This is a genomic window from Bradyrhizobium sp. UFLA05-89 (genome assembly GCF_059803475.1).
The window spans coordinates 1-25,226 of the sequence record NZ_JBANBA010000100.1; the positions used below are offsets into that span (position 1 = coordinate 1).

Below are 25,226 nucleotides of genomic sequence, written 5' to 3' on the forward strand. Positions count from 1 at the left end.
CGAAGAGCTGGCCTGCAATCGAACAAAGAGCTGACCAACCACCTTGACACACCAACTCCCCATGTGAGCAATCCAGAGTCTTTCCGCGGCGAGAGTCTGGATTGCTTCGCTGCGCTCGCAGTGACGAAGTTGTGGGACACGCGGACTGGATTTTCGCTGCCATCGCTGGGCCCGTAGCACCGTCACTCCCGTCGCCGCACCATGTCCTCGATCACCGCCTGCACATGCGCGAGCCACGCGCTCCGTCGTTCATCCTCGGCGAGGTCGATCTGCATATAGTTCGACAGCGTGTAGAGATTGGCGCGGTAGAAATAGGTGAGCGACAGGATCGACAAATAGAGGTGGAAGCGGTCGCAGTCCGGCCTGAACTCGCCACGGCTGCTGCCGCTTTCGATCAGGCGACCCAGCATATCGAGTTGGGAGTTGGCAAAGCTTCGGCGGATGTTGTTCTTGACGTGACGTCCTTTGAACAGGTTCTCCGACGCCAGGATGCTGAGTAGCTCCGGGTGCTCCCAGTAGTAGTTCCAGTTGAACGCGACCAGCGCGGCGAGTGCCTCGCGCGGCCGCGACAAGTCGAGCTCGAGCGCTTCCTCGCGCGCGACGAGGTCGGCGTAGCAGTGCTCGATGACCTGATGGAACAGCTTCTCCTTGCTCTTGAAGTAGTAATAGAGCATGCGGTCGTTGCTCTTGGCTGCCTTGCTGATGCGGTCGACGCGTGCACCGCCATAGCCCTCGCGGGCGAACTCGGCGACCGCCGCGCGCAGCAGGGACTCGCGCGTCTGATCGGGCGTGCGTGTCCGCCGGCCGGGTTTCGCCGGCGTCCTGCGGCGGGCACCCGCCTTGACCCGCGAAGCCGGCTCGCGCCTGGACACATCAGTTTCATTCGCCATTGCGGACCCTCGGAATCACAACCGGCAGGATGAGGTCTGCCTGCTTTTTGGCAAGTCCCGCCGCTTTTTTGCCCGTTGACAATCCGGCAGGGCGGGTGTTCGTTATGTAGTAAGTACTACATACATTCACTGGTCCCGTCACGGAGGACGCATGCGGCTGTCAGGTGCAGTGAAACTGGTCGTACTTGGGTGGCTGGCAGCCGTATCGGGCGCGCCGGCCGCAGAGCTGCCTCCCATCAGGATCGGCGAGATATCGAGCTATTCGGCGCTGCCGATCGGAACGCGCGGTTACCGACAGGGCTGGGAGCTCGCCCGCGATCAGATCAACGGCAAGGGCGGCGCTCTCGGCCGCAAGCTCCAGATCATCGCCCGTGACGACGCCGGCAAGCCCGACGTTGCCATCACGCAGGCCGGGCAACTCGTCGACGCCGAGCAGGTCGAGCTTCTGACCGGGACGATCCTGTCTCATATCGGGCTCGCGGTGGCCGACTTTGCCAGACAGAAGCAGATGTTCTTTCTCGCCTCGCAGCCGCTAACCGACGCGCTGATCTGGGAGAAGGGCAATCGCTATACGTTCAGGCTGCGGCCGAGCACGTATACGCAGGCATCCATCCTGGCCCAGGAAGCCGCCAAGTTCCCGGCGCGGCGCTGGGCGACGATTGCACCAAATTACGAGTTCGGCCAGGCGGCCGTCGCGAGCTTCAAGCGCGAATTGAAGCGCCTGAGACCCGACGTCGAGTTCGTCTCCGAACAGTGGCCGCCGCTTGGCAAGATTGACGCCGGCGCCGTCGTGCAGGCGATGACCGCGGACAATCCGGAGGCGATCTTCAACGCGACATTCGGACCCGATCTCGCCAAGCTCGTACGCGAGGGGGCAACGCGCAGCGCCTTCGCCAACCGGCCGGTCGTGAGCCTTCTCACGGGCGAACCCGAGTATCTTGCACCGCTAAAGGACGAAGCACCGGCCGGATGGCTGGTCACCGGCTATCCCTGGAGCGAAATCAAGACCCCGGCGCATGACGCGTTCCTGAAAGCCTATCTCGACCGCTTCAAGGAACCGCCGAACATTGGCGCTCTCATCGGCTACATCAATACGCTGGTGCTGGCGCAGGCGATCGAGACCGCCGGCTCGACCAAGCCCGACGATTTGATCAAGGCCATGGAGCACCTCAAGCTCGATACGCCCGTCGGCCCGATTGCCTTCCGCGCGATCGATCATCAATCGACCATGGGGGTCTATATCGGCAAGCTCGCCGTGCGTGACGGCCAGGGCGTGATGGTCGACTGGCGCTATGTCGATGGCGCCGAGTACCAGCCGACCGATACCGAAGTGCTCGCCAAGCTGAAGAACTAGGGGCCGTCCCATGACCCTGCTCGCTCCGCGCAACATTTGGTACCCGCTCACCTGGTCGCGCAACGTGACGCGCAAGCTGTCGCGCCACCGCATTCTCGGCATGGACCTCGTGGTCTATCGAAGCGAGGCCGGCGACGTCGTTGCGCTCGACGATGCCTGTCCGCACCGATTGGCTCCGCTGTCGATGGGAAAGCTCAAGGGCGATGCCATCGAGTGCGGCTATCATGGCATGACCTTCGGTTCGGACGGCCGTTGCATCCGCATTCCCGGCCAGCCGGTGATTCCGCCGAATGCGCGCGTTCCGTCCTATCCGCTTCGGGAGAAGATGGGCCTGGTCTGGATCTGGCCCGGCGACCCCAGCCGGGCGGCCCCCTCGCTGATCTATGACCTGCCGCAGTTCGCCCAGCCCGGCTGGCACGCGGCGGAGGGCGACGCGCTACGGATCGGGACCAACTATCTCAACCTCGCCGACAACCTCTGCGACCCCGCCCATGTTAGCTTCGTGCACCTCTCGACACTCGGCAATTCCGCGAGCGAGGACATTCCGGTCGAACATACGTTCAGCGAGACCGGCGTGCTGGTTTGGCGCTGGATCCGGAATGCGCCACCGATTCCATTGTTTGCCAAGTACGGCAATTTCCGCGGACATGTCGATCGCTGGCACTACTATGATTACGTCGCGCCTTGCATCGCGGTGATCGATTTCGGCAGTGCCGATGCCGGCGCGATCGCCAATCCCGAGGACCGCGGCAAGGGATTGCGGATCTTCGCCTGCCATTTCATTACGCCCGTCGATGACAGGATCTGCATCGACCACTGGCTGCACGTCCGCAACTTCGCGCCTGACGATACCGACGTCGATCAGCGCCTACACGCGGATTTCCGGATCGCCTTCAATGAGGACAAGGAAATCCTGGAGCGCATCGAGGAGGTCGCGCAGGCGCGGCCCAACGCCAAGCCCATCCGTCTCGCCATCGACGCCGCTCCTCAACGCATGCGCCGTATCGTCGAGCGGATGGTGGCAGGTGAAGCAGAAACCCGCGCATCGGCGTAAGCGGAAAGCAGCGCAAGCGGGCCGGGAGCGATCCCGGCCTTTTTTCTTTCCTGCGAGCGCACCCTGCAACCACATCGTCATTGCGAGCGAAGCGAAGCAATCCAGGGTCTTTCCGCGGCAGTCTGGATTGCTTCGTCGCTTTGCTCCTCGCAACGACGGAGGATGGGGTGCAAGCGAACGCTACTCCGCCGCGTCGGCGGCTTCCAGCGTCGGGTAATCCGTGTAGCCCTTGGCGCCGCCGCCATAGAACGTGTTCTTGTCCCAGTCGTTGAGCGGCGCGTTTTTCTTCAACCGCTCGACGAGGTCGGGGTTGGAGATGAACGGCTTGCCGAACGCAATGAGGTCGGCAGCGCCGGTTTCGAGCACCTTCGTCGCCAGCTCGAAATCATAACCGTTGTTGGCGATGTAGGTGCCGGAGAAGCGCTTGCGCAGGTCCAAATAGTCGAACGGCGCGAAGTCGCGCGGGCCGCCGGTCGCGCCTTCGACGACGTGCAGATAGACGAGCTTGAGCGCATTGAGCCCGTCGACGATGTGGTCGAACAGCGCCTGCGGATTCGAATCGGAGATGTCGTTCGCCGGCGTCACCGGCGAGATGCGGATGCCGGTACGATCGGCGCCCGCTTCGGCGGCGACGGCTTTCGAGACCTCCAGCATCAGCTTCGCGCGGTTCTCGATCGAGCCGCCGTAAGCGTCGGTTCGCTTGTTGGCGCCGTCTTTCGCGAACTGGTCGAGCAGATAGCCATTGGCGCCATGGATCTCGACGCCGTCGAAGCCGGCCTCCAGCGCATTCTTCGTGGCGCGCTTGAAATCGTCGATGATCCCTGGAATTTCGGCGAGCTCGAGTGCGCGCGGCTCGGAAACGTCGGCGAAGGTGCCGTTGACGAAGGTCTTGCCCTTTGCGCGGATCGCGCTTGGCGCGACCGGCGCGCCGCCATTCGCCTGCAGCGCGGTGTGCGAGATGCGCCCGACATGCCAGAGCTGGATGAAGATGCGCCCGCCGCGCTCATGCACGCGATCGGTCACCTTGCGCCAGCCGGCGACCTGGTCTTTCGAGTAGATGCCGGGCGTGTCCTGATAACCCTGGCCCTGCTGGGAGATCTGGCTTGCTTCGGTGACGAGGAGCCCGGCGGAGGCGCGCTGACCGTAGTAGTCGGCCGCAAGCAGGCTCGGCACGAAAGTCCCGGGCGCTGCGCGATTGCGCGTCAGGGGCGCCATCACGAAGCGGTTGGCCAGCGAGATCGGGCCAAGCTTATAGGGCTCAAACAATTTGGTCGGATGGCTCATGGGAATGTTTTCCAGCAGTGGACGGGTGGGTGAACACTTGTGCATCGCCACACCCCGTGCAAGGGCGGAGCCATTCCGAAAGCGCAGGCGAGCTGCGCGAAGGGTCGGTGAAGATGCCTAAAGAGATGAGTTTTTCTGCAAATTCGTCCGCGGCAGCGGAGTTGATCTCCGTGCCGCGGAAAAAATGGATCGCAAATCTCAGGTCATGCCGAGGAAATCGCGCTTGCCGATCTCGACACCATTGTGGCGCAAAATCCCGTGCGCGGTCGCGGCATGGAAATAGAAGTTCGGCAGCGAGACCGAGCTGAAAAATTGCTGCCCCTTGAGCGTCACGGTGCGGTCGGGACCGGCAGGGAAGGTCACTTCCTTGGCATCGGCGCCTTCGAACTGCTCGGGCTTGAACGCCTTCACGAAGTCGATCGTCCTGGCCAGCCGCTGTTTCAATTCTGCGAACGTCGTCTCGGTGTCCGGCATCGACGGCACCTCTGTGTGCGTGAGCCGCGCGCAGCCCTTGGCCGCGAAGTCGCTGACGAGCTGGATCTGCTTGCCGAACGGCAGCATGTCCGGAAAAAGCCGCGATCCGATCAGCACGCCGGGCTCGATCTTTTTCGCCGCGCAATGGGCCTCCGCCTTGGCGAGCAGGCCCGTGAGGCTGTTCAGCATCTGCAGATAGGCTGGGACGACGGCGTCATAAAAGGACATGTGATGCTCTCTTCTCGTTGGGACGTCAGGAAGTATCCTGGTCCCAAGAGATGGGAGCATCGCAGCAGAATACAATCGCCGAATCCCCAACTGCAGGCCAAAAATTCTACCGCATAGACTTGCGATGCATTCGTGCGGCTCTCTCCAGCCGTCATCGCCCGGCTTGACCAATGGCCAACCTGTCAGCGATGTGTCCGAACAGGTGTCAGCCATGTCCCCGGACTAAACATTTGCGGGGCATGACTGCGAGTAGAGTCCTACCGCACCACGCCCGCCGGCTGTGCCTGCGCGGTGCCACCGCGCATGCGCGCGAGCAACTCCGCCGTCGGCCAGGAATCCGCGGGCAGGCCGTACTTGATCTGCATCGCCTTGACGGCACTGCGGCTCTGCTGGCCCAGCACGCCGTCGACCTTGCCGACGTTGAAGCCGGCGCGCACCAGGAGCTGCTGCAATTCCTTCAGCTCGTTGAACGGCAGTTGCGCCACCGGCTGCCCCGGCTTGCGCATGGGAGCCGCGCCCGCGATGCGCGAGGCGAGGTAACCGGCGGTGGTCGAATAGATCAGCGAATTATTCCACTCGGTGTAGGCCGCGAAGTTCGGATAGGCCATGAAGGCCGGCCCGGTCCGCCCCATCGGCAGCAGCACGGAGGCGGCGAGATTGTCGTTCGGCAGCGGCCGGCCATCGGGATAGGTCACGCCCAGTTGCGCCCATTTCGAGCGCGGCTGCTGCACCGAGAGGTCAGTCTGCTCCCACGGCAAGCTTGCCGGCACCTTGATCTCTTCCAGCCACGGCTCGCCGCGCCGCCACTTCAACCCGTTGGCGATGTAGTTCGCGGTCGAGCCGATCACGTCCGGCCCGCTGCGGAGCAGATCGCGCCTTCCGTCGCCGTCATAGTCGACGGCGTAGTTGACGTAATGCGTCGGCAGAAACTGCGTCTGCCCGAGCTCGCCCGCCCAGGAGCCGATCATCTCGGAGGGCGTGAGATCGCCGCGGTCGATCACCTTGAGCGCCGCAATGGTCTCGCCCACGAACATCTCCGAGCGGCGGCAGTCATAGGCCAGCGACACCAGCGATTTCAGCGTCGGCAGATTGCCCATGTTGGCGCCGAAATCGCTCTCCAGTCCCCAGAACGCAGCGATCACCGCCGGCGGCACGCCGTATTCCTTTTCGGCCCGCGCGAACGCCGCAGCGTATTGCCTGATGTGCTGCTGGCCGTTCTGCATGCGATAGGTCGCGGCCATGCGGCCGGCGAATTCGGTAAAGAGCTGACCGAACACGCGCTGGCCGCGGTCGCGGTTGACGATGCCCTGGTCGTAGACGAGGTAAGGCGAGGCTTCCGCGATCGCGTGCTGCGACACGCCCGCGGCGATGGCCTGCTGTTTCACGTCGGCCAGGAAGCGGTCGAAGCTCGCACCATTGTGGCACGAGGCCGCGCGCGGCGAGGGCGCTACCGGCTTTGCCGCCGCTGGCTTTCCGGGGGGCGGCAACAACTGAGCGGAAGCGGTAGCGGAGAGTGCGAGCAGCGTGACGGCCGCGATCGCGAATCGGGTCTGGAGCATAGGGTTTCCGGCAGCGGGAAGGGCGAGAGGAATCTCTCGAAGTTTAGGTGAAGAGCCGGCCTCGCGCCACCCCGTTGCCGCTAGCCGAACAACCGCAACATCAGGGCTTTCCCGACGGGCAACGCCTTGATGCCGCGATAGGCGCGCACATATTCGCCGGCATAGAACGCCCGGACCGCGTGCACGCGCGTGTCCATGCCCTCTTCGAACCGCACGGCAAAGCCGTCCGTGGTCCGCCGCACCACGGTGGCGGCGATGGAACGGCCATAGATCTGGCATTCGATCGCGCTGCCGATCGCAGGTGGGGCGGGATCGATCAGTCGCGCGCCGGTGATCGAGATATCGGCAAGTCGGGCGAGGTGCGACGTGCCGCCCTGGCGCAACAGGATGGCCTCGTTGCGGACGAAGCGTTCGGCCTTGCGCTTGCGCGGCTGCTCGATGCAGACGAAGCAGACGACGGTGAGGATGAACGCGTTGTAGAGGCTCCAGGCCAGCGCGAGGCCGCCATAGGCAATGCTCTCGCCGCGCAAATGCAGGATGAAGGCATAGCCGATTGACGCGAGCGTGATCAGAAGCGCGGTGCCATAGAGCCGCAGCAGCGGCCATTCGACGAATTTCTTGTCGCGGTCGCCGCCTTTGGCAGTGACCTTGAACTTGTGCCCCTTGGGCCTCAGCAGGCCCGTGGTGACGGCCTTCAGCACCGCGGGCGCCGCCACGAGCTGCGACACATCCGTCATCATGGCAAGCGAACGGCCGTGCGACAGCCAGGCCATCGTCAGTCCATGCCAGACATAGAACGGAAGGAAGAAGTGCAAGAGTTCGGCGAGGTCCGCCTGCACCGCCTTGATTCCGAACAGCAGGAACAGCCAGGGCACGACCAGCCCGAACATCTTGGCGAAGTAGACTGTCGTCCAGCTCATGAAGGCATCGACCAGCGAGAGCCGGTCGATGAGCGTCAGCTTCGATGTCCGCGACAGCGGACTGCTGCGGCCGCGCACGATCTGCATGAAGCCGAGACACCAGCGGCCGCGCTGGGTGATGTATTCCTTCAGCCCTTCCGGCGCGAGCCCGATCGTCAGCCGCTCATTGAGATAGACGGTCTTGAGGCCGCGCTCCTTCAGGCGCAACGTAACGAGATAATCCTCCGTCACCGAGTCCGTCGGGAAACCGCCGATCTGAATCAGCCCGGCATAGCGGATCAGGGACGAGGTCCCGCAGCAGAAGGCGACGCCCCAGGCATCCTTGGCCGGCATCAGGATGTCGAAGAAGAAGCGCTGCTCGTCGGGCCACACGTCTGACGCGGCGAGGTTGGTCTGGATCGGATCGGGATTGATGAAATGCTGCGGCGTCTGCACCACGCCGACGGTTGCGTCCTCCATCAGGCTGATGGTCCGCGCGAGAAAGTCCGGTCGCGGCACGAAGTCCGCATCGAGGACGGCGATGAAGTCCGGCCGTTCCGGCAGAGCGCCGACATGCCTCAGCGCGTGGTTGATGTTGCCCGCCTTGGCATGGCGGTTGTCGGGACGCGTGAGATAGTGGCAGCCGAGTTCGCCCGCGAGGTGCCGTAGCCACAGCCGGCGTCCGTCGTCGAGCACCCAGACGCGGTAATTGCCGTACTCCATTCCGGTCGCGCCGATGATGGTGCGCTCGAGGATCGATCGCTCCTCGTTGTAGGTGCAGATGAAGACGTCGATCAGCGGCGCCTTCGGATCGGTGGCGCGGCTATCGACCTCGGTGGTGCGCCAGGTGGTGCGGCTGAGGAACAGAAGCGACAATGCGACCGCGACCAGCGAGGCCGCTTCGGCCAGCATGAAGGGATAGCCGAAGAAAAAATCCGCGGTCAGCCCGGGTGGAGGCAGGGTCTTGGTGACGCGCCAGTAGAAGTAGCGCAGCAGGAGGACGAATGACACGCCGGTCAAAAGCGAGCGCGCCAGCGTGTTGTCACGCCTGAGAAGTGGCACCATCGCCATGAAGGCGCCGAGCGCGAGAAAGCCGGGCGCCAGTGCCGCCATCATGGCGTGGTCTCGTTCCGGCCAAAGACGACCCGCCCGGTCCGGCCGACCGTGCAGTCGCGGGCGGCCGCATCGGCCGGGGCCACCGTCACCCGATAGGGCTCCTTGTTCAGCGCATCGGGATTGATGGCGAGATTGGCGGGCGCACCGGCCGAGCCGGTCAGGTTGACAACGGTGCCGGAGATCGGCTCGCCGCCGTCATTCGGCTCGAAGGTGGCGTGGTCGCCAAGCTGCAGGCGGTTATAGACGCTCTCGGTGACGTTGGCGGTGATGACGGCGCCGCTGCAATCGAGCACCTTGAGTAACGGCTGGCCCGCCTGCACATCCTCGCCCGGCGAGGTCATCATCTCCCAGACGCGGCCTGTGACCGGCGTCTTGATGTTGGCCTCGGAGAGATCGGTGAAGCGGATCTCCTCCGTGATGATCTCGTTCGCAAGCCAGGCGACCTCCGTATCGATACGCATCAGATCGGCTTCCAGGTCCTTGGCACGCTGGCGCATCTCCTCCTCGCGCTGCACCGAGCTCGGCCGGTCGTTGTAGCTGTCGCCGAGGAACGAGCCGCTTTGCGCCGCGGTCAGCTCGACCTTGGCCGCATCCAGCCGCTTGCGCGCACCGAGCTCGGTCTGTTGCGCCACCGAGAGCTCGCGCGTCAGCCGGGCGAGCTCGACCGTGGAGATGTTGCCGGATTTCGACAATGACGAGGCGCGATCCACCGCTGCGCTCGCTTCCTCGCGCCGCGCCGCTGCTGCCTCGATCGAGGTCTGGATCTCGGCGATGCGTGCCTCGAGCTGCAGGACGCGTCCATTCTTGAACTGCTCGGCCTGCCGCGCGAGGTCCTGCTGTGCTGCATGTGCCGTGGCCAGCTTGGCCGCAAGCGACGGCCGCTCGTTTTCCAGGCGCGATTTCTGCCGCCGGAGGTCATCGAGTCGCGTACGATCACCGCGCGGGTTGACCACGCGCAGCACGACCGCGCCGGCATCAAGCCGAGCCCGATCCTTGATGGGATCGGAGGCTGCGATGATGCGCCCACCGATCGGCGCACGCAGGGTGACGAGGCGGGAGTTCAGCACGGCTTCGACGCTGGAGTTCTGCAGCATGGCGCGTAGCGGCAGCCAGCCGAACACCGCAATCACGGCAAGGCCTGCTGCGATCTTCAAGCCCCGCCACAAATACCGCCAGTGCGACGCCGGCTCCGCGCCCTCCATCCGGACGGCCGGTTCCTGCGGATGTTCCTCATCGGCAAACAGGCGTTCCTGCAGCGTCTGCTGCAAGCTCCTGGCATCCGAACTCCTTGCATCCGAATTCCTGGCTTCGGAGGCACCTTCTGCCTCGCGCGCGGAGGGCGGAGATGTATCGCTTGCGGAAATCGCTCGAGATCGGTCCATCATAGGCAGTCACCTTGCTGACTGGTGGCAATGGAACCGAGTAATGCCCAGGCAGGCCTGGGGTGCCCGGTTGTCCTCGATTAAGCGGCGGCTGCCTTTCCAACGGGTAAACTTCGGCGTGGGCTTTGGTGCAAATGCGCGGTAAGGTTTACGGGTGCCGAATTTGACCTTGCCTGCACCCGCCGCGGCCCTCCGACGCAGCGGCCTATCTTGCGGCACGACGGCGCATCCATACTTCCATTGCGCCGGCTGACGGCTTGCCCATGGCCGGCTGACGGAGACGACCATGAACTATCTTCGCACGGCAATTCTCCTCGCAGGCCTGACCGCCCTGTTCATGGGCGTCGGCTATCTCATCGGCGGCGCCGCAGGTGCCCTGATCGCGCTGGTGATCGCGGCGGCCACCAATCTCTTCGCCTACTGGAACTCCGACCGCATGGTGCTCTCGATGTACGGTGCCCACGAGGTCGACCGCGCCAGCGCGCCGGAACTGGTCGGGCTCGTCGCCGAGCTTGCTGGCCGTGCGGGCCTACCGATGCCGCGCGTGTTCGTGATGGACGAGGCGCAGCCCAACGCGTTTGCCACCGGTCGCAATCCGCAGAATGCCGCGGTTGCCGTCACCGCCGGCTTGATGCATCAGCTCAGCCGCGAGGAGCTCGCCGGCGTGATCGCGCATGAGCTTGCGCACGTCAAAAACCACGACACGCTGCTCATGACCATCACCGCAACGGTTGCGGGCGCGATCTCGATGCTGGCGCAGTTCGGCATGTTCTTCGGCGGCCACCGCAACAACAATTCCGGTCCCGGCATCGTCGCCTCGATCCTGATGATGATCCTCGCGCCGCTCGCTGCAATGCTGGTACAGATGGCGATCAGCCGCACCCGCGAATATGCCGCCGACGATCTCGGCGGACGCATCGTCGGCCAGCCGATGTGGCTCGCATCCGCGCTGGTCAAGATCGAGAATGCCGCGCATCAGGTGCCCAATCTCGACGCCGAGCGCAATCCCGCGACGGCGCACATGTTCATCATCAACCCGCTGTCGGGGCACGGCGTCGACAGTCTCTTTGCTACCCATCCCTCGACCCAGAACCGCATCGACGCGCTCCAGCAGCTCGCGGCCGAGCTCGGCGCGAACGGGGCGCCATCGCTCGGTGCCAACGAAAACTATGTGCCGCAAAGTCCATGGGGGCGCTCGTCCTCGCGCGGACCATGGGGATGAGCCGACACCAATTGGTCCAGCCGTCGCAGCTGTGCCGTGATGGCGCCACAATTGATGCGCGAAACCGGCCCATTCAACGTCGCATTGCTGACGGTGATCGAATTCAGCGTCAGGAGGCGCTTTGCGAGCCTTCTTGTCCAAAAGGACTCTTGCGCTTCGGCTCGCATTGATTCACACCAATGCGACTCGCTTTTTTTGGCGAGTCGGCAGGCCGGATGGCTTGCCGAGCGAGAGAATTGTTTAAACGAAATTGCCGGAGGTGCGCATGTTGCACATGAACCGGGCCGTGCGGGACGAGGCAGCGTCGCACGAGGGTTTTCTGGTCAATGCGGAAGGCGCGCTCCTTCTGACGTCCTTCGCACTTGCTGCTATTGGCTGGTGTTGTCTGCTGGCAATGTGGCTGACGAGAGCGCTCTCGTGGGCGTCTGACTGGGCGACCTGAAGGCCAGCGCAACCCTGCGATTGTGGCCCGCTTTGTGAGCTGGCGCACATAAGATCGTCCCTGCCGGTGCTAACACCGGTGCAGACCTCAAGCGTCTGAAAGGGGATGCGTGGCCGGCCTGTTGCCGGCGACCGCCGGCGATGACCAGATTAACCGCACCATTGTTGATCGTGTCGGGCATTCTCGTCGGATTGTCGTTGCACACCGTCGTCAATTGCGGCGATGCCAACGAACCGGACGTCTGCTCGGCCGTGATCGGCTTCAGCCCGTTCCGCGGCTCGCTGATCGCCTTCGCCTATGAGGGGCGCGGGCGCATCGCGCTGCGGCACGGGGACGCCAAACGGGCGATCGCGGATTTCGACCTGGCAGTTCATCTCAACCCGAACCGTGCCACCATCTTCCGCGACCGCGGCCGGGCCCACCTGCAGAACGGCGAACTCGACCACGCGGTCGCCGACTACGATCAGGCGATTGCGCTCGATCCGAAGCTCGCCGCATCCTATTCCGAGCGGGGTCTAGTGCTTGCGGCCAAGGGCGATCTCCAGCGCGCGATGCTGAGCTACAACACCGCCCTCCGCCTTGCGCCCAATGATGCGGACGCGCGCCTCAATCGCGGCCTCACATTGCTCGCGAGCGGGCGAGCTCAGGAAGCCCGAGCCGATTTCGCAGCCGTCCTCGCGCTTCCGGAGCGCCCCGACGGTGCCGCCCATCAGCTCGCCCGCGCCAAGCTCGACGAGCTGGGCGAACCAAGGCCGACCCACATCTCCGCCCCGCTGCGGTGAGGCAGGGCAGTTACTTGGTCTTCTTCTTTGCTGATTTCTTCTTGGCCGCCGGCTTTTCCTTCGCCGGCTTCTTCTCCGCCGGCTGCTTCGTCTCGGCCGTCTGCGCGGCGGCTGCGCTGGCCGCGAGGCGCATCGACCTTGCGTAGCTGTCGGCGACGTTGTCGGCGGACATCTGGAGGCGCTTGGCCGCAGTGGTGGCCTGCTCCATGGTGCTCTTCGCGATCAGCTTGTAGCGCTCGCGGGCGTCCTTGCCCTTGGCCTTGGCCGCGAGGGTATTGAAGCGATCCCGCCGCTCCTTGGCGCGGGCCATCAGGCCCGTGTGGAGCTGTCTTGCCAGCTGCCGGATCACGACATCCAGGTCGGCGTCCGCCATGTCTTCTGTCCTCTTCGTAACGGTCACGATTGTTGCGCGCGACTATGCAGATGCCGCATCCGCTCGACAATGTGAAGGGGCGGGCAGATCGCTTGCACAACTTCGCGCGAGGGCGTGGATCGGCCCGGCGCTTCGGCGTAACATCGCCGCCGGGCACCACGCCCCCAATTAGCGAGCCGGAAGGAGGATCCCATGTATGCCGCCATCCGTCAGGCCAAGGCGAAAAGCGGGAGCGCGGAGGAGCTGGCGCGCCGCATCAAGGAAGGCGCCGTTCCGATCATCAGCGATGTCGACGGCTTCCGCGCCTATTACGTGGTCTATGCCGGCGACGACACGGTGACCGCGATCTCCATCTTCGACAAGTTCGAGCAGGCGGAAGAGGCGAACCGGCGCGCAATCGCCTGGATCGAGAAGGATCTGGGCCCGCTGCTCGCAGGCCACGCCAGCGCTGCGGCCGGGCCGGTGATCGTGCACACGCTGGCGTAGGAGTTGGGACCGGTCGGGAAGGGGCCGCGCTCAGGCCGCACTCTCAACTGTCATCGCCCGGCTTGACCGGGCGATCCAGTATGCCGAGACGGCTGTGATTGAACCGAGAGGCCGCGGCGTACTGGATGCCCGCCTGCGCGGAGCATGACAGCGGTCGGCGTATGGCTTCCGCCAAACGCGCTCAGCCCCTCACAACTCCCGTGCATTCGAGAACGCGAAACTCGACACCCGCCTCGTCGTCTCATCCAGAATCAGCGTGCGCGTGATCGGCGGCTCGGCGCGCTGGGCGCAGTTTTCGCGCTCGCAGAGGCGGCAGTTGACGCCGATCGGCGTGCCCTCGGCCTTCTCCAGATCCATGCCGGCGGCGTAGACGAGGCGCGAGGCGTGGCGGATCTCGCAGCCGAGACCAATGGCAAAGCGCGGCTGCGGCAGAGGGTGGGGCGCCACGGGCCGGCGCACCATCTGCGCGATCGAGAAGTAGCGCGTGCCGTCGGGCAGCTCGATCACCTGCTTCAGAAGCCGGTCCGGCGTGTCGAAGGTCGAATGCACGTTCCACAGGGGGCACGTGCCGCCGAACTTCGAGAATGGGAAGGTGCCGGAGGAGAAGCGTTTTGAGACGTTGCCGGCATTATCGACGCGGAGCAGGAAGAAGGGGATGCCGCGTGCGTTCGGCCTCTGCAACGTTGTCAGGCGATGGCAGACCTGCTCGAAGCCGGAATTGAAGCGCTGCGCCAGCACGTGGATGTCGTAGTTCAGCGCATCGGCTGCCGCGAGGAACGGCTGGTAGGGCATCATCACGGCGGCGGCGAAATAATTGCCGAGCGTGATGCGGAACAGACGCCGCGGCGCATCGTCCAGCGGCCCGGCGCGACCGATGATGGTTTCGAGATGCTGGGCGCATTCGCCGAGCCCGAGCTGGAACGCAAGCTGGAATGCGCGGCCGGGCGGATCGACGAGCTCGGAGATCAGGAGCTGGCGACGATGGCGGTCGAAGCGCCGCAAGGTCTCGCGCATCACGTCGACCGGCATGATCCGGGTCTGAACCGAATGCTTTTCGCGCAACCGCGTCACGAGGGCGGCGTAAAGCCCTTCGGCCGGGACATTCAACTCGTCGCGCAGGGCTTCGGCGGCCTGCTCGAGCTCCGGAAAGTAATTGCGGTTGGCCTCGATCAGCTCGCGCACGCGCTCGACCGGATTGGCCTCATAGCGCGTGCCGACGTCGCGGTCGGCCATCTGCGCCGCGGCCAGCGTCTCGCCCTGGCGCGCCTCGGTATAGGCGGCGTAGAGCCGTTGCAGCGCGTGGGTGACGCCGGGGCAGAGCTCGGCGAGATCGCGCAGCTCCTGCTTGGGGACGTCGATCTGGCGGAACAGCGGATCGGAAAAGATCTCGTTCAGCTCGGCGAAGAAGCGGTCCTCGTCGGCGGTCGCAAGGTCGCGCAGGTCGAGGTCGTAGGTCTCGGCCAGCCGCAACAGAATCTGTGCGGTTACCGGCCGCTGGTTGCGCTCGATCAGGTTGATGTAGCTCGGCGAGATCCCGAGCCCCTCGGCGATCTGGGTCTGCGACAGCCCCAGTTGCTGTCGGATCCGCCGGAAGCGTGGGCCGACGAACAGTTTCTTCCCGGAATCGGCGGGCATCTTAAGTCTCCAGAGTCGTTAAGGACAGTCTTATTGACCTATATGTTTTACAAATTTTACAAAATAACATCTGTTACATGTTCCGATGTTACATGACATCACCAATAAGAAACAAGCCATCTATACGAAGTTTCAGTTTTCGCGTTTAGCTCCTGACACGCATTTCGCAATGCACTGTCAAGATTGTCGATGGCTAGCCACAGCCGTCGTCGACGAAAGGATCAGGCACATGAACTACCAGCCCCGCGGCATCAGTACCCTCCAGAGCCCGGCCTCGTATCAGAGCGAAGTCGAAGCGGCCGAGGCGCTCCTCAAGACCAAGCCGACCTGGAACGGGGTGTCGGCCGAAGCCGTCGCGCGCATGCGCCTGCAGAACCGCTTCAAGACCGGCCTCGACGTCGCCCGCTACACCGCGGCGCTTATGCGCGCCGACATGGCGGCCTATGATGCTGACAGCACCAAGTACACCCAGTCGCTCGGATGCTGGCATGGCTTCATCGCCCAGCAGAAGCTGGTCTCGGTCAAGAAGCACTTCGGCACCACCGATCGCCGCTACCTGTACCTCTCGGGCTGGATGATCGCCGCGCTGCGCTCCGAGTTCGGACCGCTGCCCGACCAGTCGATGCACGAGAAGACCTCGGTGCCGGCCCTGATCGAGGAGCTCTACACGTTCCTGCGCCAGGCCGACTCCCGTGAGCTCAACGACATCTTCCGCAGCCTCGACAAGGCGCGCAAGGAAGGCGACAAGACCAGGGAAAAGGAGTTGATCGAGAAGATCGACAACTTCCAGACCCATGTCGTCCCCGTCATCGCCGACATCGACGCCGGCTTCGGCAACGCCGAGGCGACCTATCTGCTCGCCAAGAAGATGATCGAAGCGGGCGCCTGCGCGCTCCAGATCGAGAACCAGGTCTCGGACGAGAAGCAGTGTGGCCACCAGGACGGCAAGGTCACAGTGCCGCACGAGGTGTTCCTGGCGAAGATCCGCGCTTGCCGTCACGCCTTCCTCGAACTCGGGGTCGAGGACGGCATCATCGTGACCCGCACCGACTCGCTCGGCGCCGGCCTCACGCAGCAGATCGCTGTCAGCCACAAGCCCGGCGACATCGGCGATCAGTACAACAGCTTCCTCGATTGCGAGGAAGTCACGGCGGCGAACGCCCGCAACGGCGATGTCATCATCAACCAGAACGGCAAGATGATGCGTCCGAAGCGGCTGCCCTCCAATCTCTATCAGTTCCGCCCGGGCACCGGTGCAGATCGCTGCGTGCTCGACTGCATCACTTCGCTGCAGAACGGCGCTGACCTGTTGTGGATCGAGACCGAGAAGCCGCATATCGAGCAGATCGCCAGCATGGTCGATCGGATCCGCAAGGTCGTCCCGAACGCCAAGCTGGCCTACAACAACTCGCCGTCCTTCAACTGGACTCTCAACTTCCGTTGGCAGGTCTACGATGCGATGAAGGAAGCCGGCAAGGACGTCAGCAAATACAACCGTGCCGAGTTGATGAAGGCGGAGTACGACGACACGGAGCTGGCGAAGGAAGCCGACGATCGCATCCGCACCTTCCAGGCGGATTCGGCCAAGCGCGCCGGCATCTTCCACCATCTGATCACGCTGCCGACCTATCACACGGCCGCTCTGTCCACCGACAATCTCGCCAGGGAGTATTTCGGCGAGCAGGGCATGCTCGGCTACGTGAAGAACGTCCAGCGCGCCGAGATCCGTCAGGGTATCGCCTGCGTGAAGCATCAGAACATGGCCGGCTCCGACATCGGCGACGACCACAAGGAGTACTTCGCCGGCGAGGCTGCCCTGAAGGCGGGCGGCGCCCACAACACGATGAACCAGTTCGGCTAACGGTGGAATTGAGGAGACTGACTATGACCAAAGGCAGCAATTTCTGGGTGATCGGCGGCGAGTTCGGCTCGATGAACTTCCACAAGCTCGTGGAAGGCTCGGCCCAGGTCAAAGGCCCCTTCAAGTCCCGTAAAGAGGCCGAGGACTGCTGGCGTGAGGTGTCGGAAGAGAACCGCCACAAGGCCGGCGTCCGCTTCTCCATCGTGGAAGAACCGCACCGCGCTCCGGCAGCCTAGAGCTTGATTCGGAAAAGTGTGCAGCGGTTTTCCGAAAAGATCATGCTCAAATAATAAAGGCTCGCTGCCGCACCAATTAAGAAGACGTCCAAGGACGGACGGTCCCATCCGGGCTCAGGCTCGGGTGGGATCGTCTGTTTTTGGGACGTGGAAAACCGCCCTCGAGCGCCTTAAGTGTCTGGAATTGTACGGCCTTTGCGGCGATCATGGTTGCTGATAGGTTAATGGACCTCGTCCAGGAGCCGAACCATGTCAGAGCCCGAGATCGCCGGGACCAATGTTCCTCAACCGCGCACCGTGCGGCTGCGCGATGCGCTGTTGCGGGCGCGGATCGAGGCCGCCGACCGGACCGGCGTCGTGGTCGACCTGCGCGATGCCGAGGTGGCGCGGCTGGAGATCCTCAACGACGCGCTCGATCCCCTGTTCGTGCAGGTGCCGGAGCAGATCGACCTGTTCGACCGTGGCATCAGCCAGGGCGACACGCCGCGGCTGTGGATCGACGTCGTTGCCCACATCGTGATGGGACGCGACAAGCGGATGTATCGGTTCGTCCAGGATACCCGCTTCGGCCGTATCGTCCTCGCCGAGTCGCACGACACGGCCGACATCGTCGATGCGGTGACGGATTACGTCGCTCGCCGCATGATCGAGCGCCAGCACGCGATGGTCGTGCCGCCCGAGTCCAAGGCGGCCGAGCCGGAGAAGCCACGCCGCTCCCGCATCTGGCCCTTCGTTTTCGGCTTCATCCTCGGCGCCGCCGCCCTGTTCGGCGTCGCCGTGCTCGCGGCGTTGCAGAGCTGGTGAGGAGAACGCAAATCTCTCTGTTCGTCATTCAGGGTTCGATGCTCACGCATCGCCCCGGAATGACAGTGCCCCTCAAACCAGCCGCACGTGCTTGATTTGCCGAATCTCCAACCCATGATCCAGGCTGCGCACGGTCTGCTCGCAGCGCCAGCCGGCGTTGTCCCTTTCGATGGTGAACAGATTATACGCCGCCGCCGGGTAGCGCCCATGCGCCAGCGCCGAGGCCGACGGCACGCCGACCGCGGGCACGTTGCCGTTGGGGCCCTCGAACCACATCGTCGAATGCACGTGGTCGTGGCCGTGCAGGATCAGCTCGACGCCGTGCTGCCTGATCAGCGCGAGCAACGCATCCGAATCGGTCAACCGCTTGTGGCGCGACTTCGACCTCAGGGGGTGGTGCACGAGCAGAACGCGAAAGACATGTTCGCTCGAAAGCCCCGCCAGCACCTCTGCGAGCGCTGCGAGCTGGTCGCCGCCGAGCGTGCCCGTCGCCATCAAGGGCGCCGTCGGCACCGCCGTCGACAGGCTGATCAGCGCCGCTGGTCCGCGCCGCCGCACGGCTGGAAAGAAGCTCGCCGCAGGCTCGTCGCCAGCGATGTAATCCAGGAAAGTTTCGCCAAAGCGCTGGCGTGTCGCGCTGACATAGGCGTCGTGATTGCCGGGGATCGCGGTGACGCGATCCGGCGGACCGACGCCTTCGAGCCAGGCCAGCGCCGGCGCGAACTCGGCCTCGAGCGCCAGATTGACGAGGTCTCCCGTCACCGCGATGTGGTCGGGGCCTTGCGCCTTCATGTCCGTGACCAGCGCGTCGAGCACCTCGCGGCGCTGGTATTTGCGACGGTTGCGTGTCCAGTTGGCGTAGCCGAGCGCACGCTTGCCCGCGAGCTCGATCAGCCGCGGCCTCGGCAGCGGCGCCAGATGCGGGTCGGACAGATGCGCGAGTGTGAACGGTGCCATCAGATGCGCGATTGCCTCGCTATTCGCGTGCTGTAATGGCAAGGTCTGTCTTGCGACGCAAGGAAAGCTTCATGGAAAGCTTGCAAGAGGGTTTTGGAAGGAGCCTGATGGCAGGACGTCTGGACCAGATGCGACGGAAATACGAGTACCTGCTGCGCCGCGTCTTTCACACCTACTTCCTGCTCGTCCGCGGCATGACGCTTGGCGTCCGCGCCGTGGTGCTGGACCGGGACAATCACGTCTTCCTGGTCAGGCACAGCTATGTCAACGGCTGGTATCTGCCGGGCGGCGGTGTCGATCTCGGTGAAACCATGGAAGCTGCAATGCGGCGCGAATTGAAGGAGGAGGGCGACATCGACCTCACCGGCGAGGCGGTGCTGCACGGCATCTTCCTGAACAGCCACGTCTCGCGCCGCGACCATGTCGCGGTCTATGTGGTCAGGGAGTTCAGCCAGGAGCGCCTGCCGGAGCCCAACCGCGAGATCATCGAATGCGGGTTCTTCGCAAGCTCCGCCCTGCCCGAGGGCACCACGCCCGGCACGCGGCTGCGGATCGCGGAGGTGCTGGAAGGCCGCCCGCAGACTGCGACGTGGCGATGAGGCGCGGCTATGCTACTAGGGCGGCGCTTTCCTAAGGACGCCACGGACACCGGATGACGAGCCTCAAAATCACCTTCGGCCTGATCTGCCTTGCGATCCTCGCCAGCAACATCGTGACGATGTCACGCTGGAACGAGGCGCGCGGCGTCTATGACGATGTCTGCTATCTGCGTCAGGCGCATCTGTTTCAGCGCTTCGGCATCGGTGGACTCAACACGAATGCGGTGCTGGATTACGATCATTATTTCGAGGGCAAGCTGAAGGAGATCGCCTATCCCGGGTGGCAGGAGCCGGCGCGCTGGCCCTGCCACACGCCCATGCCGAACGGCAGCAATGGCAAATTCGTGCTGCAATATCCGCCCGGCACGGGCGCGCTGCTCGCGCTGTTTCCGGCCGGTCATCAGGTGGTGCCGCTCTATGTCAGCGCGAGCCTGATCGTCTGTGCCCTTGCGCTGCTCGGCATCTTCGCGGCGCGCACGCTGCCGTTGACGGCGGGTGCCGGCATGTTCGGCGCGCTCGCTGTCTACCTCATGATCAACCCGGCCAAGGCGAGCTATTCGATCGCACCGACCATGGCGGTCTGCGCTGGCGCAGGATTCTTGACCGCGTGGTGGCTGGTCAGGGCGCGGCAGAGCCTGTGGCCCGTCGTGCTGATCGGCCTCCTGTTGGGGCTGTCCGTCAATTTCCGCCTGCCCAATGCGCTGCTCGCGGCCGGTTATTTCCTGTTCCTCGGCATTCCCTTCGTGTGGTCGCGCAAGCTCATCAGCTTTGCGCAGGGCCTTGGCTTCGGCATTGCGGTCCTGGTCGGCATGGCGCCGACCTTGATCGCCCAGGCCATCAACGCCGGCAGTCCGCTGGCCACCACCTATGGTGGTGCCGACGTGGTCGCGCCTGCGTTCAGTCTCAGCGTGCTCGGCCAGTATCTGAGCGACATGCAGTTCGCGGTAATCATGCTCGCGATCGGCTCGACCGCCTGGCAGTTGTGGATGGGCGAGGGCGGCGTGCGGCAGGTCGCGTTCGTCGCCGCCGGCAATCTCCTGGTCAATCTCGTCTTCTTCTTCAGCCATCCGGTCTTCACGTCCTACTACGTCGTGCCGATTGCGATGCTGACGCTGTGGAGCCTGTCCTTTGCCGCGCTGATGCAGCCGGTGGAAGCCTCGGAAGAGGCGCCGCTCCGTCATGGGGCGGCAAGCGTTGGAGCGCTGGCGCGATGACATCGACGGAACTTCGCATCGCCGTGCTGGTGCCCTGCTACAACGAGGAGGCTGCGGTTGCGACCGTCGTCGCCGATTTCCGCAAGGCGCTGCCCTCGGCCGAGATCTATGTCTACGACAACAATTCGCGCGACCGCACCGCAGGCGTTGCGTGCGACGCCGGCGCGATCGTGCGCAGCGAGCGGCGGCAGGGCAAGGGCCACGTGGTGCGCCGCATGTTCGCCGACGTCGAGGCCGACGTCTATGTGCTGGTCGACGGCGATGCGACCTATGATGCGCCGAGCGTATCGCGCATGATCGATAAGCTCCTCGACGAGCATCTCGACATGGTCGTCGGCCTTCGCGTCGATCAGGCAGAGGCTGCCTACCGGCTCGGCCACCGCACCGGCAACCGCATGCTGACGGGCTTCCTGTCGTCGACCTTCGGCGAGGCCTTCAACGACATCCTGTCCGGCTACCGCGTGTTCTCGCGCCGGTTCGTCAAGTCCTTCCCCGTGCTCTCCGACGGCTTCGAGATCGAGACCGAGCTTGCGGTCTATGCGCTGGAACTGTCGCTGCCGGTCGCCGAGGTCGAGACGCCCTACTACGCGCGCCCCGAAGGGTCGTTCTCGAAGCTCAACACCTGGCGGGACGGTTTTCGTATCCTCGGCACCATGCTCAAGCTCTACCGCTCCGAGCGGCCGCTGCGCTTCTTCACGATGATCGGAATCCTGCTGGCGCTGATGTCGGTCATCCTGGCGATCCCAATTGTGATCACCTTCATCGAGACCGGCCTCGTGCCGCGCCTGCCGACGGCCGTGCTGTCGATGGGCTTGATGATCATGGCGCTGTTGTCGGTGTCGTCGGGGCTCGTGCTCGACACGGTCACGCGAGGACGGCGCGAAATGAAGATGCTCGCCTATTTGTCCCAGCCGGCGCTGAACAGGAACGCAGGCGAGCGTCGCGCCGATGGACCTCCGCCGTCTCAAATGCTATCCCGCTCTTTGTATTGACGCGTTTTCTTAACGCGAACCGGTGCCCACTTCGCTCGAAAACGCTGTGCTGACATGAACGATCTCTCAGTCACCATCCTTCCCGAGGCCGCCGGCGATGCGCAGGCGATCGAGCGGCTGCACGAGCGTACCTTCGGCCCCGGCCGCTTCGTGCTCAGCGCCTACCGCATCCGCGAGCACGTCGACCATTTGCTCGAGCTCTCCTTCACCGCCCGCATCGGCACACTGATGGTCGGGTCGGTGCGCCAACTGCCGATCACGATCGGCGACACCAGGGCGCTGCTGCTCGGCCCGCTCACCGTCGAGCCGCCGTTCCGCGGCCGCGGCGTCGGTCGCCTGCTGCTCGACCGCGCGCTCAAGGATGCGAAGGCGCAAGGCCACGCCATCGTGCTGCTGGTCGGCGACGAGCCCTATTACGGGCGCATCGGCTTCAAGCCGGTGCCGAAAGGCAGCGTCACCATGCCGGGTCCGGTCGACGCCAGCCGCATCCTCGTCTTCGAGCTCGTCGATGGCGCGTTCGAAGGCGTGTCGGGAGCTGTCGGCCCCGACTGGAGCAGGGCGCGGAAGTAGGGAGGGGTGCACTTCCCCGTCCGCTCTATCGCGATCCGAACCGCTTTTTTGCAGCCTCGCTGACGGGCGTGTAAAGGCTCACCAGCGTGCCTTCGGGATCGCGGAACTGGGCCGCGCAATTTCCCCAGGGCATCATCTTCGGCGCGTGCACCACCTCGACCTCGTCTTTCAATCTCGCAAATTCGGCTTCCACGTCTTCGACCTGCAACTCGATGATGGCGGTGCGATTTGAGGCGGGCTCTGCGCTTCCCTCCTTGAAGAGCGCCACCGTCTCGACGCTGCCGAAAGCGAGTGTGGCCGAAGGGGTGACTATTTCGGCAAACACAGGCGCCGGCCATTCTGCCGTCTTGCCCGTCACTTTTTCATAAAAGCCGACAAGGGCCCTGATGTCGGCGGCGATCAGACGAGTGGAAGCAAATTTCACGGCGTTATCTCCTGTCCATTCCGGGGCGCTCCCGTTGCGACAACGGACCCGTAACGCCGCGCTGCTGACAGCGTCCTGTCAGCAGCGGTCAGCACCGATGCGGCCTCAATGCTGCGACAGAATCTCGCCCAGAAACTTCCTGGTGCGCTCATGCTGCGGCGTCCTGAAGAAGGTCTCCGGCTCCGCTTCCTCGACGATCCGTCCCTCCGCCATGAAGATCACGCGATCGGCGACCTGCCGGGCGAACCCCATTTCATGGGTGACGCAGATCATGGTCATGCCGTCCGTTGCCAGACCGATCATGGTGTCGAGCACCTCCTTGACCATTTCGGGGTCGAGCGCCGATGTTGGCTCATCGAACAGCATCACTTTCGGCTCCATGCAGAGCGCACGCGCGATCGCCGCGCGCTGCTGCTGACCGCCGGACAGTTGCGCCGGGTATTTGTCCACCTGATTGAGGATTTTGACACGGTCGAGCAGCCGTCGCGCGGTCTCCTCGGCCTCTAAGCGCGGTATTCCGCGCGAGCGGATCGGCGCCAGCGTGCAGTTCTCCAGCACCGTCATGTGCGGAAACAGGTTGAATTGCTGGAACACCATGCCGACCTCGCGGCGCACGGTATCGATGGCCTTGCCTTGCCCGCCCAGATGGGCGCCGTCGACGACGATCTCGCCCTTCTGATAGGTCTCCAGCGCGTTGATGCAACGGATCAGGGTGGACTTGCCCGATCCGGACGGCCCGCACAGAACGATCTTCTCACTCGCACGGACCGCCAGATTGATGTCGGTGAGCACCTGGTACGTGCCATACCATTTGTTGACGCCGCGCATTGCGATCATCGGGTCCGTCGTGGCTGCAACCGACATGATGCTCTCCGTCAGCTGGCGGTGAAGGGGATGCCGGGAATGCTGTCGGGAAAGGCCGGCAGCGGGTTGTTCATCCACTTCGGATAGATCCTGGCCCATTCGCCGCTGGCGATGATCTTGTCGATGAAGGCGTTCACGAAGGCATTGATGTCCTTCTCGCCAAGCCGCGTGCAGGCGCCGTTGTAGAGTTTTGTGAATTCGAGCTTGTTCTCGTAATAGCCGGGTTTCGATTCATTCAGGCGCGGAACGTAGAAGATGTTGCCGCCGACTGCCTGCACCTGACCGGACAACAGCGCCTGCATGGTCGGCGCATCGCCGTCGAAGCGGCGGATGGTGGTGCCGGGAGGAGCCGCCTTGGTCACGTCGGTGTCCTGCACGCTGCCGCGTGCAACGCCGATGACGTATTTTCCCATGTCGGCGGGCGATTTGATCTCCATCTCCTTCGGCGCGATGAAGGTGATGATATTGGCGCCGTAGGGTCTTGAGAATTGCACCGCCTTGGCGCGCTCCGGCAGCATCGCCATGGTCGCAAACAGGATGTCGACGCGTCCGGAGGTCAGCGCCGGGATGCGATTGGCAACCGCCAATGGCGTAAATTCCACGGATACACCGAGCTCCCTCCCAAACAGCTCGGAAAGGTCAGCGTCAAGACCCTCCTGCCTGCCGGACGAATTGACGAATCCCCAGGGTGGATTATCGCCCTGGATTCCGATCAGCACCTTGCCCCGCGCCTTGATCTCCGACGGCGTCACGGCAAAGGCCGGACGGGACAGCACGAATGGCGAAGCCATGGCGCCCACGCCGAGTGCCAGGATGTGACGGCGATTGAGTTGCGTTGTCCTGTTCTTGTCCATCATTTCCTCCTAGGTTTGTGGGGCACTGTTCAACGTGCTGCCGTGACGAGGCGCCGCTCGAGCCAGGTGCCGTAGATCGACAGCGGCCAGCACAGCGCGAAATAGAGCGCGCAGACCAGACCCAGCACGAGCAGCGGCTTGAAGTTCTGGTTGGAGACGATCGTTCCGGCGCGCATCAGCTCGGTGAAGCCGATGATGGCGGCGAGCGAGGTGCCCTTGATCAACTGCACCAGGAATCCGATCGTCGCGGGCAGCGAGATGCGGATCGCCTGCGGCAGCACGACGTCTCGCATTCGGTCGAAGTATTTGAGGCTGAGCGCCTTGGCTGCCTCGACCTGGCCGCGCGGCACCGCCTCGATCGAACCGCGCCAGATTTCGCCGAGGAAAGCGCCGGCATGCAGGGTGAAGCCGATCGAGACCGAGACCCAGGGATCGAGCTTCAGCCCCGCGAGGGCGAGCCCGTAATAGACCACGAAGAGCTGCATCAGCAGTGGGGTGCCCTGGAACAGCGCGATGTAGCCGGCAGTGGCGCGCTCGAGCCAGCGAATGCCGGAGGTACGCGCGAGTGCAACGCCGAGGCCGGCGACCGAGCCGAGCACGAAGCCGATCGCGGACAGCGCGAGCGTCCATTTGAGGCCGCCGAACAGAAACAGAAACTGGTTCTTGTCCAT

The 25,226-nt window shown here is 64.1% G+C and carries 25 protein-coding genes; 12 read left to right on the forward strand and 13 right to left on the reverse strand.

Annotation, left to right across the window (positions count from 1 at the left end):
* Window positions 1-182: 182 nt before the first annotated feature.
* Window positions 183-890: a TetR family transcriptional regulator gene (locus SO139_RS35340; RefSeq protein ID WP_449380494.1), complete on the reverse strand. Its 708-nt coding sequence runs from the start codon at window positions 888-890 to the stop codon at window positions 183-185.
* 151 nt (window positions 891-1,041) lie between these two features.
* Here SO139_RS35340 and SO139_RS35345 point away from each other — a divergent pair, with 151 nt between their 5' ends.
* Window positions 1,042-2,244, forward strand: a complete 1,203-nt coding sequence (locus tag SO139_RS35345) for an ABC transporter substrate-binding protein (protein ID WP_449380493.1) — start codon at window positions 1,042-1,044, stop codon at window positions 2,242-2,244.
* A 10-nt stretch (window positions 2,245-2,254) separates the two neighbouring features.
* Window positions 2,255-3,298 carry an aromatic ring-hydroxylating dioxygenase subunit alpha gene (locus SO139_RS35350; protein ID WP_498541464.1) on the forward strand — a complete coding sequence of 348 codons (1,044 nt, stop codon included), beginning with the start codon at window positions 2,255-2,257 and terminating at the stop codon, window positions 3,296-3,298.
* A gap of 180 nt (window positions 3,299-3,478) precedes the next feature.
* Here the strand turns inward: SO139_RS35350 and SO139_RS35355 are convergent, their stop codons facing one another.
* From SO139_RS35355 to SO139_RS35375, 5 genes are all read right to left on the reverse strand, one after another.
* Window positions 3,479-4,582 (reverse strand): alkene reductase, encoded by a 1,104-nt coding sequence (locus tag SO139_RS35355; RefSeq protein ID WP_449380491.1) that lies wholly within the window; start codon window positions 4,580-4,582, stop codon window positions 3,479-3,481.
* Between the two features lie 198 nt (window positions 4,583-4,780).
* Window positions 4,781-5,284 (reverse strand): DUF1993 domain-containing protein, encoded by a 504-nt coding sequence (locus SO139_RS35360; RefSeq protein WP_449380490.1) that lies wholly within the window; start codon window positions 5,282-5,284, stop codon window positions 4,781-4,783.
* A 257-nt stretch (window positions 5,285-5,541) separates the two neighbouring features.
* Window positions 5,542-6,843, reverse strand: coding sequence for a lytic murein transglycosylase (locus SO139_RS35365; RefSeq protein ID WP_449380489.1), 1,302 nt, complete (start codon window positions 6,841-6,843; stop codon window positions 5,542-5,544).
* 80 nt (window positions 6,844-6,923) lie between these two features.
* Entirely contained in the window at window positions 6,924-8,858 is a 1,935-nt protein-coding gene (locus SO139_RS35370; RefSeq protein WP_449380488.1) for a glycosyltransferase, read from the reverse strand.
* On the reverse strand, window positions 8,855-10,126 hold the full coding sequence (locus SO139_RS35375) for an HlyD family secretion protein (protein WP_449380487.1): 1,272 nt from the start codon (window positions 10,124-10,126) through the stop codon (window positions 8,855-8,857). The genes SO139_RS35370 and SO139_RS35375 overlap by 4 nt, the downstream gene beginning before the upstream one ends.
* 400 nt (window positions 10,127-10,526) lie before the next feature.
* Between SO139_RS35375 and htpX the strand changes: the two genes are divergently transcribed.
* Together htpX and SO139_RS35385 are read left to right on the forward strand one after the other, a co-directional pair.
* Entirely contained in the window at window positions 10,527-11,462 is a 936-nt protein-coding gene (htpX, locus tag SO139_RS35380; RefSeq protein ID WP_449380486.1) for a zinc metalloprotease HtpX, read from the forward strand.
* 582 nt (window positions 11,463-12,044) lie between these two features.
* Window positions 12,045-12,686: a tetratricopeptide repeat protein gene (locus SO139_RS35385; protein ID WP_449380485.1), complete on the forward strand. Its 642-nt coding sequence runs from the start codon at window positions 12,045-12,047 to the stop codon at window positions 12,684-12,686.
* Between the two features lie 10 nt (window positions 12,687-12,696).
* Here SO139_RS35385 and SO139_RS35390 read toward each other — a convergent pair whose 3' ends face one another.
* Window positions 12,697-13,059, reverse strand: a complete 363-nt coding sequence (locus tag SO139_RS35390; RefSeq protein WP_449380484.1) for a hypothetical protein — start codon at window positions 13,057-13,059, stop codon at window positions 12,697-12,699.
* Window positions 13,060-13,251: 192 nt separating this feature from the next.
* Here SO139_RS35390 and SO139_RS35395 point away from each other — a divergent pair, with 192 nt between their 5' ends.
* Window positions 13,252-13,545: an antibiotic biosynthesis monooxygenase gene (locus SO139_RS35395; RefSeq protein ID WP_027522803.1), complete on the forward strand. Its 294-nt coding sequence runs from the start codon at window positions 13,252-13,254 to the stop codon at window positions 13,543-13,545.
* Between the two features lie 189 nt (window positions 13,546-13,734).
* Here the strand turns inward: SO139_RS35395 and SO139_RS35400 are convergent, their stop codons facing one another.
* Window positions 13,735-15,180, reverse strand: coding sequence for a helix-turn-helix domain-containing protein (locus SO139_RS35400; protein WP_498541465.1), 1,446 nt, complete (start codon window positions 15,178-15,180; stop codon window positions 13,735-13,737).
* Between the two features lie 229 nt (window positions 15,181-15,409).
* On the opposite strand from SO139_RS35400, the gene SO139_RS35405 reads away from it, so the two are divergent.
* From SO139_RS35405 to SO139_RS35415, 3 genes are all read left to right on the forward strand, one after another.
* The gene (locus SO139_RS35405) at window positions 15,410-17,041 is read left to right on the forward strand and encodes an isocitrate lyase (protein WP_449380482.1); all 1,632 of its coding nucleotides are present in this window, start codon (window positions 15,410-15,412) and stop codon (window positions 17,039-17,041) included.
* Between the two features lie 23 nt (window positions 17,042-17,064).
* Window positions 17,065-17,277, forward strand: coding sequence for a DUF4170 domain-containing protein (locus tag SO139_RS35410; RefSeq protein WP_283037129.1), 213 nt, complete (start codon window positions 17,065-17,067; stop codon window positions 17,275-17,277).
* 249 nt (window positions 17,278-17,526) lie between these two features.
* Complete coding sequence (locus SO139_RS35415) at window positions 17,527-18,081, forward strand: hypothetical protein (RefSeq protein ID WP_449380481.1); 555 nt, start codon at window positions 17,527-17,529, stop codon at window positions 18,079-18,081.
* Window positions 18,082-18,153: 72 nt separating this feature from the next.
* Here the strand turns inward: SO139_RS35415 and SO139_RS35420 are convergent, their stop codons facing one another.
* Complete coding sequence (locus SO139_RS35420; RefSeq protein ID WP_449380480.1) at window positions 18,154-19,038, reverse strand: metallophosphoesterase family protein; 885 nt, start codon at window positions 19,036-19,038, stop codon at window positions 18,154-18,156.
* 107 nt (window positions 19,039-19,145) lie between these two features.
* Here SO139_RS35420 and SO139_RS35425 point away from each other — a divergent pair, with 107 nt between their 5' ends.
* Genes SO139_RS35425 through SO139_RS35440 form a run of 4 tightly spaced genes read left to right on the forward strand, consistent with a single transcriptional unit; the run spans window position 19,146 to window position 22,413 of the window.
* The gene (locus SO139_RS35425) at window positions 19,146-19,637 is read left to right on the forward strand and encodes an NUDIX domain-containing protein (protein WP_449380479.1); all 492 of its coding nucleotides are present in this window, start codon (window positions 19,146-19,148) and stop codon (window positions 19,635-19,637) included.
* 53 nt (window positions 19,638-19,690) lie between these two features.
* Window positions 19,691-20,851, forward strand: a complete 1,161-nt coding sequence (locus SO139_RS35430) for a hypothetical protein (protein ID WP_449380478.1) — start codon at window positions 19,691-19,693, stop codon at window positions 20,849-20,851.
* Window positions 20,848-21,843 carry a glycosyltransferase family 2 protein gene (locus SO139_RS35435; RefSeq protein WP_449380477.1) on the forward strand — a complete coding sequence of 332 codons (996 nt, stop codon included), beginning with the start codon at window positions 20,848-20,850 and terminating at the stop codon, window positions 21,841-21,843. The genes SO139_RS35430 and SO139_RS35435 overlap by 4 nt, the downstream gene beginning before the upstream one ends.
* Window positions 21,844-21,897: 54 nt before the next feature.
* A complete protein-coding gene (locus SO139_RS35440; RefSeq protein ID WP_449380476.1) occupies window positions 21,898-22,413 on the forward strand; it encodes a GNAT family N-acetyltransferase in 516 nt (171 codons plus the stop codon).
* 25 nt (window positions 22,414-22,438) lie between these two features.
* On the opposite strand, the gene SO139_RS35445 is transcribed toward SO139_RS35440, so the two are convergent.
* From SO139_RS35445 to SO139_RS35460, 4 genes are all read right to left on the reverse strand, one after another.
* On the reverse strand, window positions 22,439-22,837 hold the full coding sequence (locus SO139_RS35445; protein WP_449380475.1) for a VOC family protein: 399 nt from the start codon (window positions 22,835-22,837) through the stop codon (window positions 22,439-22,441).
* Window positions 22,838-22,942: 105 nt separating this feature from the next.
* Window positions 22,943-23,701: an amino acid ABC transporter ATP-binding protein gene (locus SO139_RS35450; protein WP_449380474.1), complete on the reverse strand. Its 759-nt coding sequence runs from the start codon at window positions 23,699-23,701 to the stop codon at window positions 22,943-22,945.
* A gap of 11 nt (window positions 23,702-23,712) precedes the next feature.
* Window positions 23,713-24,555, reverse strand: coding sequence for a transporter substrate-binding domain-containing protein (locus SO139_RS35455; protein WP_498541466.1), 843 nt, complete (start codon window positions 24,553-24,555; stop codon window positions 23,713-23,715).
* A 29-nt stretch (window positions 24,556-24,584) separates the two neighbouring features.
* A complete protein-coding gene (locus SO139_RS35460; RefSeq protein ID WP_449380472.1) occupies window positions 24,585-25,226 on the reverse strand; it encodes an amino acid ABC transporter permease in 642 nt (213 codons plus the stop codon).